General features: G+C 50.0%; 11 protein-coding genes. 4 read left to right on the top strand and 7 right to left on the bottom strand.

The annotated features are described in order from the left end of the window. Nucleotides 1–149 precede the first annotated feature (149 nt). The 3 genes from ACFVYJ_RS13240 to ACFVYJ_RS13230 all read right to left on the bottom strand — a co-directional run bounded on the left by ACFVYJ_RS13240 (nt 150) and on the right by ACFVYJ_RS13230 (nt 1,870). Nucleotides 150–815 carry a cold shock domain-containing protein gene (locus tag ACFVYJ_RS13240; RefSeq protein WP_419415924.1) on the bottom strand — a complete coding sequence of 222 codons (666 nt, stop codon included), beginning with the start codon at nt 813–815 and terminating at the stop codon, nt 150–152. Nucleotides 816–930: 115 nt separating this feature from the next. After that, nucleotides 931–1,275, bottom strand: a complete 345-nt coding sequence (locus ACFVYJ_RS13235; protein WP_419415923.1) for a hypothetical protein — start codon at nt 1,273–1,275, stop codon at nt 931–933. A gap of 97 nt (nt 1,276–1,372) precedes the next feature. After that, entirely contained in the window at nt 1,373–1,870 is a 498-nt protein-coding gene (locus ACFVYJ_RS13230; protein WP_419415922.1) for a DUF3291 domain-containing protein, read from the bottom strand. 345 nt (nt 1,871–2,215) lie between these two features. Between ACFVYJ_RS13230 and ACFVYJ_RS13225 the strand changes: the two genes are divergently transcribed. Next, on the top strand, nt 2,216–3,181 hold the full coding sequence (locus ACFVYJ_RS13225; protein ID WP_419415921.1) for an integron integrase: 966 nt from the start codon (nt 2,216–2,218) through the stop codon (nt 3,179–3,181). A 280-nt stretch (nt 3,182–3,461) separates the two neighbouring features. Here ACFVYJ_RS13225 and ACFVYJ_RS13220 read toward each other — a convergent pair whose 3' ends face one another. Together ACFVYJ_RS13220 and ACFVYJ_RS13215 are read right to left on the bottom strand one after the other, a co-directional pair. Next, nucleotides 3,462–4,550, bottom strand: coding sequence for a DNA alkylation repair protein (locus tag ACFVYJ_RS13220; RefSeq protein WP_419415920.1), 1,089 nt, complete (start codon nt 4,548–4,550; stop codon nt 3,462–3,464). Between the two features lie 7 nt (nt 4,551–4,557). Continuing rightward, a complete protein-coding gene (locus ACFVYJ_RS13215; RefSeq protein WP_419415919.1) occupies nt 4,558–5,544 on the bottom strand; it encodes a serine/threonine protein kinase in 987 nt (328 codons plus the stop codon). A 120-nt stretch (nt 5,545–5,664) separates the two neighbouring features. Between ACFVYJ_RS13215 and ACFVYJ_RS13210 the strand changes: the two genes are divergently transcribed. From ACFVYJ_RS13210 to ACFVYJ_RS13200, 3 genes are all read left to right on the top strand, one after another. Then, nucleotides 5,665–6,222, top strand: a complete 558-nt coding sequence (locus ACFVYJ_RS13210; protein ID WP_419415918.1) for a DUF2058 domain-containing protein — start codon at nt 5,665–5,667, stop codon at nt 6,220–6,222. Nucleotides 6,223–6,250: 28 nt separating this feature from the next. After that, nucleotides 6,251–8,230: a monovalent cation:proton antiporter family protein gene (locus ACFVYJ_RS13205; protein WP_419415917.1), complete on the top strand. Its 1,980-nt coding sequence runs from the start codon at nt 6,251–6,253 to the stop codon at nt 8,228–8,230. A 194-nt stretch (nt 8,231–8,424) separates the two neighbouring features. Beyond that, the gene (locus ACFVYJ_RS13200) at nt 8,425–9,549 is read left to right on the top strand and encodes a DUF5610 domain-containing protein (RefSeq protein WP_419415916.1); all 1,125 of its coding nucleotides are present in this window, start codon (nt 8,425–8,427) and stop codon (nt 9,547–9,549) included. Between the two features lie 59 nt (nt 9,550–9,608). On the opposite strand, the gene ACFVYJ_RS13195 is transcribed toward ACFVYJ_RS13200, so the two are convergent. Further along, on the bottom strand, nt 9,609–10,355 hold the full coding sequence (locus tag ACFVYJ_RS13195; protein ID WP_419415915.1) for a ferredoxin--NADP reductase: 747 nt from the start codon (nt 10,353–10,355) through the stop codon (nt 9,609–9,611). A 90-nt stretch (nt 10,356–10,445) separates the two neighbouring features. Beyond that, the gene (locus ACFVYJ_RS13190) at nt 10,446–10,748 is read right to left on the bottom strand and encodes a hypothetical protein (protein WP_419415914.1); all 303 of its coding nucleotides are present in this window, start codon (nt 10,746–10,748) and stop codon (nt 10,446–10,448) included. Nucleotides 10,749–10,792 lie beyond the last annotated feature (44 nt).

Genomic DNA, 10,792 nt, shown 5'->3' with positions numbered 1-10,792 from the left:
CCTACGGATAGTGAACTTGCAAGTAATAATGAAAAGATAAGTATTTTTTTCATGTTATGTCCTTATTTACATATAACGCTTGCAGCAGCGGACGCGTAGCGAGCTTGCGAGCGAAGCGTTCCTGCTGACTGCGATTGTTAAGTGGCTGTTCAAACCAACCACTGATATAAGCCTACGCTGCCTAAAATAGGTATTATGACCATTAGCGCTAATACCCCAAGGCAACCATTTCCCTGCCTTTGCATCGGGGTATGCTCTTCCCGTGGATTATCCTTTAACCACTGAAGGTGGCAAGCTCTACAGTAAAGTTTAGTGAACCCATTATTCCAAGCTTGGATAGTCCGTGAGTCATGCTCAGCTACCGTCCTGCAACGTGAGCAATGAAACGATTTTTCTTTTGGCTTTTTCTGCCGGTTTAAAATGAGAAACGCTATTACCGCAGGAACACCAAAAGGCCATGAACTTTCTATTGCGTTCGTTCGATAAAACTCAAACCCTCCGGCAGCAAGCGATACTAAAACCACCAGAACTAAAATGTAGTCAACGGCATTTTTTCTTGGTGGTTCAGTCCGTACGGTGCGTTTTTTTGAGGATGAGTGGAAGCCTTTGGAAACACCTTCGATTACTACACCTTTAGCTTTGAGCCTTTGTTGAGAGTCACGCATTGGCTCGTAAATCACGCTATCGCCGATTTGAGGTCTGCGGGCGTTAGTCTTGACGCTAGACACATGGAAAAACAATTTTTCAGAACCGTCATCGGGCTGTATGAATCCAAAGCCCTTATCATCTTTCCACTGGGTAATTTTGCCTTTCATAACTATCTAGCTACTCCTTGCTAGGGTCTAAGCCATTTAACGCCGAGTTAACGGGCCGGAAAACTGCGCAGCAGTTTGGAGGTCCGAGCCCGCAGGGCTGAAGTTGAACGCTTTGTTAGCCTTTTGCACTTGGCAGTACTACTGGAACCGAAAACTTAATGCGTGAATGGCTTGATGTTTCACCATGTGACGCTCCCTGAGAACCAAGGCCGACCGCACCTAAGTAAACGCCAATGCCACCCTTTGTGTCTGTACCTGCCGTTTCTGCCAGAGCGATATCAAAATCGATCATGGCTACAGGCATGTCATTTTCGTTGGTTACTACTTTATTTTCTTTGACGTGGCCATATAACCGCATTGTGCCAACACTACCGCCAAGCTCTGAAGCAGCTTCGCTCGCTTCTGCCACTCCACTAACTATTTCCGTCAATGCAGTTTTTATAAATTCTTGAAGTTCCATGCGATATTTCCTTTGTAAGGCTAACGCCGAAAATAAGCGGCGGCCCGACAGGGACGTCCGGTGGAGGCCGCAGGCCGGAACGAACTTAATTGATTTGTTAAGTGGCTGGACATTCACCGCCCCATGTATCAGTCGGCACACTGGCTAGTTCGCTGGGAGCCGGGAATGCTTTCTTGAATGAGAAAGCCTCCGCGGTTGGGCCTTGCTCTCGCAGAATGTTCAGCTTTTGCGCTGCTTCTTCGACTGACGGATTGTGACCGGCAGGCACCCACCAAAGAACCATGTATGCCTCACCCATTTTGTGGAACCACTCTTTCTTGCGGCGCATGATCTCGATGTGAGCGGACCGATAAACAAAGTTGTGCAGAGCCTCGACCGATTCCCAGACAGAGAGATTCACGATCTTATCGGAGCCAAAATAATCAATACCGGTAGCATCACCCTCTTCGGTTTGTAGCCGCCAAACAAAACCTGGCGAGTGATCTGCTAAAGCATTGATCCTATCGAGGTTCGCGACGAAATCCGAAAGCTGGGGCGAATCGATTGGAGCCAACAGCGTAGCTATGTTGAGTTGCGCAATCTGATACTTACTCACAGTTTCCTCCCTGAAAACACTTAACATTTTAATAACGAGCCAGCGCGTTTTTCTGCCGCCGAAGAAAACAAAAAAAGCTGTAACAATCTGAATCTAAATAGTTTTTAGACAACACTGCCATTTTCTTCCGCTAAAAACGAGCATGCGCGTTTTGATGAGTGACTGTGCGCATAAGCTCGCACAGCCAAATCCCTAAGTGCCTAATATCTAATCAATTTATATAAAACGCAAGGATAAAAACGCGCCATGAGAGGCATTGAAATGCGCGCATAAATTGGACTTATCCAGATATACTGTATATATATACATGTATTGTTGTCATTTTATACACAGGGAGTGTGGATCATGTCGAGCAGCCCATTCATAAGTTATATCAGACAAGAAATTAGGTTACGTGGTTATAGCATGCGTACCGAGAAGACCTATCTACATTGGATTAAACGGTATATTCGATTTCACAAGCTGAGGCATCCTTCAGAACTTAACGCCTCCCATGTACGACTCTTTCTTAGCTCTCTCGCTAATGAGAATCACGTATCTGTCAATACCCAGAAATCAGCTTTGAATGCACTGGCATTTCTTTACCACAAAGTGCTCAAAGTAGAACTTGGCGACTTAGAGTTTCAACATGCAAGGCAGTTTAGAAGGATTCCAACTGTGTTAACCGCATCCGAAGTATCAGTGTTGCTATCGAAGATGGAAGGTAGAGATTGGCTGATTTTTTCACTGCTGTATGGAAGTGGAGTCAGAGTCTCTGAGTGCCTAAGGCTCAGAATTCAAGATATCGATTTTTCTAATTGCTCATTAACCGTAAGAGATGGCAAAGGAGGCAAGGATAGACGAACACTCTTGAGCAAGTCTTTATATCCTGCGCTTCAAGATCAAATCGCGGAATCTTTAAAACTGCAGGAAAAGGATAATGTAGAAGGCGTTGGCCCCTCTATGCCTCATGCTTTGGGAAGGAAGTACCCTAATGCATTCAGGCAACCTGCATGGATGTTTTTATTTCCCGCTTCGGGGTTATGTCATCATCCCATCAGCAACCAAATATGCAGGCATCACCTGCATGATACAGTCCCACGGAAGTCACTTAAAAAAGCTCTCATGGCTGCTGGCATCCGTAACAAAAGGGTAACCTGCCATACATTCAGGCATAGTTTTGCTACTCATCTACTGGAAGCTGGAAAAGATATTAGAACTGTACAAGAGCTACTAGGGCATAGTGACGTAAAAACGACTCAAATTTATACACATGTCATCGGTGAAAAATTTGCCGGGACTTCTAGCCCACTGGATCAATTAGTGATTTGAGTATCTGCTACTGGCACACAGCGGAAGCACCAGTTATTGTGCCAAAATCAGCAAGGGAAAAGGTCAGAAGTACAATAATTAGAGAGGAAAAGCGGCATTGAAGAAAGAGTGCTTTATGCTTCTGAAACACCGAGGTCAGTTATCCGATCACCGAAAAAATAAGCTGACGGCTGCTTCATTCACTATTCAACTTATGGTGGATTCCAAGCAAATATTTTACTACCCAAAAAAGCAGCCATATTAGCATCCAGCCGCCCAGACTGAGGCATGCCACTGCCCATCAGGGCGCAGCAACTAAGGTGAATTCAGTGCTGGCCAGTTCCAGTCCATTCACCCGGATTCTGACGTTGTGCAAACCTGGATAATGGCGGCGTGTACTCATCTGACGAAAGCTCTGGCGGCAGGTAATCGTGGTCTGGTTATCGGCAAAATGTTTTGAGCGTACCTGAAAGGCCTTGGCACGGCGTCGGCCATTGGCTTTCATGTAGTCAATCAAATATTCCACCCGCAACTGACCCAGTTCCGCCTGTTCAGTGGCCAACTGAAAGCTGAATTCCAGGGTATCGCCAATGCTCAGGCGCTCGCTGCTTAACTGCAGATCCACCACTGCCACATGCGATGCATCCTGTAAATCAAACAAGCGCAGTGCCCTGACATCTGCCTGCTTCAACAACGTACGGCAGGCATGGCGCAGCAGCCAGTCTGTATCTTGATGCTGATCCAGCCTGGCCCTGCACCAGCACAAGACGAGATCCGGATGATCCTTGGTAATATCGTTCAGATTGTTCGCCACACTGCGCCTGACATACAGGCTGGTATCCTGTTTCAGCTGATCCAGAATGGGCAGTAATGGCTCAGGATTTTGCCTCAGGTCTTTCAGTTCAGCCGCCCAGGGTAATCTGGGACGGCAACCTTCAGATGCCAGCCGCCGGACATGTTCATTCTCGTCGTCGCACCAATCCTGCATAATCGCCAGCATGCGGGTTTGGTCCTGTTGCAAGAAGGGGCGTACCGCAAACTCTGCAGTGGAGAATCGTGTCATCCAATGCAGGGCTGCCATGGACGTGTCCCAATCCTGCAGGCCATAACACTGAATAAAATCGGGAAAGATCACCGCCGGATAGCCGGAAAAGTGCGGCGCCACCTGATTAAGAATTGCCACTGCATCGGCATAATCTGGCGGCAGATGGTGCCGCAGGCACTGTGTGATATGGCGCATGCGCGCCTTTAAGGCCAGATCGTCCCAGCCCTCCGACAATACCGCATGACTAAAGGCATCCACTGTGAATGCCGGAAAAACTGCCTGCACCCGGCCCGCCAGTTGGGTAACAAATTCAGGGCTGTAGAGGTCTTTCAGTGGCTCAGCCATGGCGTGTTCACATCAAACGTAAAACAGGTTCATCCAGTGCCGCCAACTGCTCACGCAGCTCAAGGATATGTTCACTCCAGTAGCGCACACTGTTAAACCACGGAAAGGCCATCGGAAATGCCGGGTCGTGCCAGCGCCGCGCCAGCCAGGCAGCGTAATGCAGCATTCTCAGGCTGCGCAGCGCCTCAATCAGATGTAACTCACGCGGCCGAAAATCATAAAATTCATTATAGCCATCGACGATCTCAGACAGTTGCAGGGTTTGTTCTTCCCGACTTCCGGAAAGCAGCATCCAGATATCCTGAATCGCCGGTGCCATGCGACTGTCGTCCAGGTCGACAAAATTCACCTGATCATCGCGCCAGAGAATATTGCCGGTATGACAGTCACCATGGACGCGGATCAGCTCCTGACTGCCGAATTCGGCCAGGCGAGCATCAATTTTCTGTAACAGGTCACGCGCCAGAGAATCATAGGCGGGTTTAAGTTCAGCCGGAATAAACTGCTCGCTGACCAATGCCACGCTGGCATGACCAAACGACTGGCTGTCCAACACCGGACGATGTTCATAGGGGCGACTGGCCCCAATACTGTGAATGCGCCCCAGCATTCTGCCCATTTGCAGTAGATGGTCCGGATTGGACAGTTCAGGTGCATGGCCACCCCGACGCGGGAATAACGCAAAACTTAAACCCTGATAGTGAAACAGGCTATTGCCCTGCTCATCCCGTATGGGTGCCACGACCGACAACTCATGCTCCTGCAGCTGGAAACAGAAATCGTGTTCCTCTTGAATCTGCGCATCACTCCAGCGTTCCGGGCGGTAAAATTTGGCAATCAGCGGAGCACTTTCTTCAATGCCGACCTGATAAACACGGTTTTCATAACTGTTTAAGGCCAGAAAACGCCCATCACACCAGAACCCTTTAGCTTCAATGGCATCAAGTAAAAAAGACGGGGTTAGGATCTCAAAGGGATGCGGATTACCAGACATCAGTCTATTCCTGAAAAATGAGTCGCCAGACTACGTGCTCTGACTACACCCTGCAAGTAGAGACCGGTGCCGCAGCTTGGTATAGTGAGGCCTTCCGCAACCGGCGCACAGAGAGCATCAATGGCAGGTTCACTTAAAGACCAGTTACTCAAAGCTGGCCTGGCTGACAAGAAAAAAGCCAAACAGATCGACAGTGAAAAACGCAAGCAGCAAAAGCAGCAATCCAAAGCGCGTAAATCTGGCCAGCAAGTCGAGGATAATAACCTCAGCCTGCAGGCTAAACTGCAGGAAGAGCGTGAGCAAAAACGCCAACATGACCGTCTGCTAAACCAACAGCGTGAAGCAGAGAAGCGCGAGCGGGAAATTACCGCCCAGTGCCGACAGATGATTCAACAGCAGCAGATTACACTGCCGGGCGATGCCGATGTTGGTTACAACTTCGTGTACGATAAAAAGATTAAAAAGATCTATGTCACTGATGCCCTGCAAAAACAGCTGAGTCGCGGCCAGCTTGCTATCGGGGTGCTGGATGAGTCTTTCTATCTGGTGCCGGATAAATTTGCCGATAAGATTGAGCAGCGTCGTCCCGACATGGTGATCCGGATTCAAGCAGAAGAAACAGTCGATGAGGATGACCCCTATGCCGACTTTAAGATCCCCGATGACCTAATGTGGTAAGCCGCTTCTCATAAGGATTTAAACGCCGATGGACTTCAGTATTTTTGAGCAGTTTCTGGTTGTCCTCTGTGGGGCCATTGCCGCCACCACCATTTTTCGTCGGATTAAACAGCCCCCGCTCCTGGCTTACCTGTTTATTGGCCTGCTGGTCGGCCCCTACAGCTTTGGTTTAATCAAGGATGTGCACAGCATTGAGTTGCTCAGTGAGTTGGGCGTGGTATTTTTGCTGTTTATGCTTGGCTTGGAGTTTTCATTCGCCCGAATGATCACCATGGGCAAAACCGTGTTTGGCCTGGGCAGCGCCCAGGTATTGATCACCTCGCTACTACTGATTGGCTTATCTCTGGCCGCAGGGCTACCACTGACATCTGCACTGGTGCTTGCCGGTGCCTTATCCCTGTCCTCAACAGCGGTGGTCAGCCGCGAGCTGATCAGACGTAACCAATTAGATACTCCCCATGGCGAGCTCTCCATCGGTACGCTGATTTTTCAGGATCTGGCTGCGGTGGTTTTCCTTATATTGATTCCCGCGCTGGGCAGTACCGAGACTCAGATGACCGCGGCAACACTCACGCTGAAGCTCCTGGAAGGTGCACTGCTACTGGTGGTTCTGTTGGTAGTTGGCCGCATTGTCATGCCACTGCTGCTGCAGGAGTCTGCCCGTTCTGCATCCAGTGATGTATTTGTACTCACCTCCCTGGCCGCAGCCCTGCTGGCCGCCTGGATCACCCATGCTGCAGGCCTGTCCATGGCATTGGGAGGCTTCCTGGCAGGCATGATGCTAGGGGAAAGCCACTACCGCTATCAGTTAGAAGCCGATATTCGACCATTCCGTGACCTGCTGCTGGGACTGTTTTTTGTCTCGGTAGGCATGCAGCTCGATCTGTACAGCCTGCAACAGCATTGGTACTGGATACTGCTGCTCACCGCTGGGCTTATCATCTGCAAAACCCTGCTTATCACGCTACTGGGTCGATTGCTTAAAATGGACCCTATCTCCTCACTTAAAGCGGGGCTGTGCCTGAGTCAGGGGGGAGAATTTGGTTTTGCGCTGCTGGCACTGGCATTAGGCAACCAGGTCATCGATCCACAACTCAACGCTCTGGCGACCGGGGTGATTGTATTAAGCATGATGCTCACCCCTATCTTGATGAATCACACTGATCGTATTGCGCATTGGCTGCACCCGAAGGCAGCAGCGGCTACCGAAGAGTTTCAGGTTGATAGCCTGCACCAGGCCGGAGAAAGCCTGAGTAGCCATGTCATTATTTGTGGTTTTGGCCGTGTCGGGCAGGTTATTACCCGGTTTCTGGACCAACTTAACATCCCGTATATCGTTATCGATAACGATCCGTTACGTGTTGCAGAAGCCTCCACTGCGGGTGAGCGGGTCTGTTATGGCGATGCCGAAAGGGCCGACATTATCGCCGCTATCGGCGGTGACCGGGCCCGTATGCTGATTCTGACTTTTCCCGAACACGAGACCTCGCTCGGTGCACTGAAACACCTGCGGCCACGGTTTCCTGAACTGCCTATTCTGGTGCGAACCCGTGACGATAGCGCGCTGGACCTGTTTCAACGCCAGGGCGCAACTGAAGTTATTCCAGAAGCACTGGAAGGCAGCCTGATGCTGGTCAGTCATATTTTATCGATCCTTGGTGTACCAGCCGAAACCGTAGCCCAGCAGATCAATCAGGTAAGATCCGAGCGGTATCAGCTGTTACATGGATTTTATCATGGTGGCCAATCCCAGAAGAGCGACGCGGAAGGCCACATGAAAGAAGTGCTGCATCCGGTGCCTATCTCTCAATCCAGTTATGCCTGCAATAAAACCCTGGGCGAACTGGGTCTGAGCCCTCTGAATGTTACCGCCGCGATGATTCGTCGCCAGGACCACTCGGAACATTCACCTACCGATAGCACGCTGCTTTGTGAAGGCGATATCGTCATTCTGCAAGGGTCCGCAAATGATATTGAAGCCGCAGAAGACCGCTTATTAACCGGTTAATATACCCGGTTAATAAGCTTCCACCGTCTATTAATCTGACTCAACCTGAGAAAACGCCGCAATTGGCGTTTATTTCTGTGCATCAACCACTTGTAAACAACTGTTTAAAATGCAACCTGAAACGATTTCATAGCGTATTCAGCAACCTATATCAGCGCCGATAGCCTGCCTACCACGACACAGAGGATTATCAGGTGCAAATTCCAACGTTGCCCACCGGCTTTAACCCGGTACTGCAGCAACCAGAACAGCAGAATACCCCCCAGTCCAGCGCGGCGACAGCCACGTCACTGGGTAGCCTGTTGGCGCGCCTCGCCGCTCATATTCCCGGCATGGAAGGCACAACATTTAATACCTTGTCCGCCGCTGACTATAGCCCGCGCAAGGTTGCAGAGCGCATCGCCGGCTTTGTTGCTGATGGGCTGCAACAGGCACGCAACAGGGGTGCGGACCAAACCGAGCTCAAAGCCCTCTACCAGTCAGCACAAGCTGGGTTTGAGCAGGGCTATCAGGAAGCGCAGGATATTCTGCAAGGCTTAACCCATCTGACCGAGGCCTTAAAAAACTCGCTGCAGGAAACCTATAACCTGACCCAGGCCGCCCTTGATGAGCTTAATCCGTCCCTGCAGACCGGGAGCCATTTTAACGCGATCAGCAGTGCTGAGCGGTTCGCCAGTGCGCAAGCCTTCTCGATGGAGATCATGACCCGCGATGGCGACCGGGTCACCATCGATTTCAGTAACAACCTGAGTCAAAGCCAGATCCTGGCCTCGGTAAATACCGACAGTTATCAGGTCGAAGCAGCTGGCATCGAAATCACCGCCAACAGCCAATACCATTTCTCAGTTGTCGGTAACCTGAGCAGTGCTGAATTAGCGTCAATTCAGGCGCTGGTTAGCGAGATTGGTTTGATCGCAGATGACTTCTTTAATGGCAACCTTCAACAGGCATTTGATCAGGCAGTGAATCTGCAGATGGACAAATCCCAATTGATGGACTTGAATGTAAACATGAGTCAGTCACTGACTTACAGTGTGACCAGTGTTTACAGCAGTATTCAACAGATGGAGCAGCCGACAGATCATCCTGGCAGACACCTGGGGCAAATTAAGAACAATCTGGATAGGTTTATTAACAGCCCCAAATTGGATTTCTTACAGGATATCAGGGCCTTCAGTGCTGAATTGCTCGACAACCTGATACAGCAGGACAACCGGTACAGGCTAAGTGACACGGCTCAGCAACAACTGCTGGCACGTAATGCAGCATTAATGGAATTACTCATAGCACCCTCAAATCAGGAGAGCGCGAACGTTTAGTCCCCCCTTCATAAGCGTTCGTCTGTCTTTCAAACCGGCCCAAGTGGCCGGTTTTTTTATTACAAACGCGAAAAGAGGTATTTTTCCCGCTTCAGGTTGGCAGGGGTGAAACCCAATGGCGTTAACTGTTTGACAGCATCATCCACCATCGCCGGATTACCGCACAGGTAAACACGGTCGTGTTCGGTATTGGGTTGCAGGTCAGCGAATTGCGTCTGCACATAGCCGCGGACTTCGTCCTCAGCAGCCGCTTCTGCCTGACTGTAGCAAGCCCGAAAACAGAAATTATCATGCTCATCCGCCATCTGCCGAAACTCGTCGGCGTACAGCAGCTCTGCCGGATTCTGTACCCCCAATAGGAGTACAACCTGCAGTTCTGGTTTCGCCTTCAGGCGCTCAGATAACTGTGGCAGCATGGCGCGGTAAGGTGCCACACCGGCACCTGTAGCGATCAGTAAATAACGGGCTGGGTCCTGAGGTGGCAAGATCAAGTTACCAAACGGGCCACTGGCAGAAACCTCAACTCCGATCTCCGCCTGACGAAAAAATTCGCTGGCATGACCACCTTCAATCAGCGTGGCAGTGATCCTCAGCTCGCGATTTTCACGGATGTTGTGACAACGATTGGCAACACTGTAACTGCGGGTCTTATTTGCCGCGGCTTCAGGTAAGTGGAATGAAAAAAACTGCCCCGGCACATAGGTGATGATGCCGTTATCCGGCCGCCGGAAACACAGTTCAAGGCTGCTGGCGGATACACTATGCTTTTCTACCAGTTGCAGGGAAAATTGATTTTTCTGCAGCACCTGACTGCCTCCTTTTGTCAGACATATGCAGTTTGGTCAATTCCTATGCCATCGAGTTCCAGTTATCTGGCATAACTGAATAACCCGATGTCAGTAGCCCAGTTCACTCGGATCGATGACAACGCCTAAGGAACGTTTTTCGATCATTTTGCCTTTACTGGTTTCTTTGTAACGAAACGCCACTTTCTTACCCAGCGGAATTTCCAATTCTTTCTCTGCCGTCAGATAAGAGTACTCTTCGCCTTCAATCAAGAGGTGATGAATATAGTACGGTGGCATTCCCACCCATTCAGTGAAAGGTCCATCAGTACGAACACTCTCCATAACGCCACGACCGGCGTTAGCAACAGCTTTTTTAAAACCACGACGGGAACCACGAAACTGACCGGCCATTACATTTCCTGTGCATCTTAAAATCTGCGCTCATTGTAGCGACC

Source organism: Pontibacter sp. JAM-7 (assembly GCF_048548695.2).
GTDB lineage: Bacteria > Pseudomonadota > Gammaproteobacteria > Pseudomonadales > Balneatricaceae > Neptuniibacter.
This window is presented reverse-complemented; position numbering and strand designations above follow the sequence as displayed.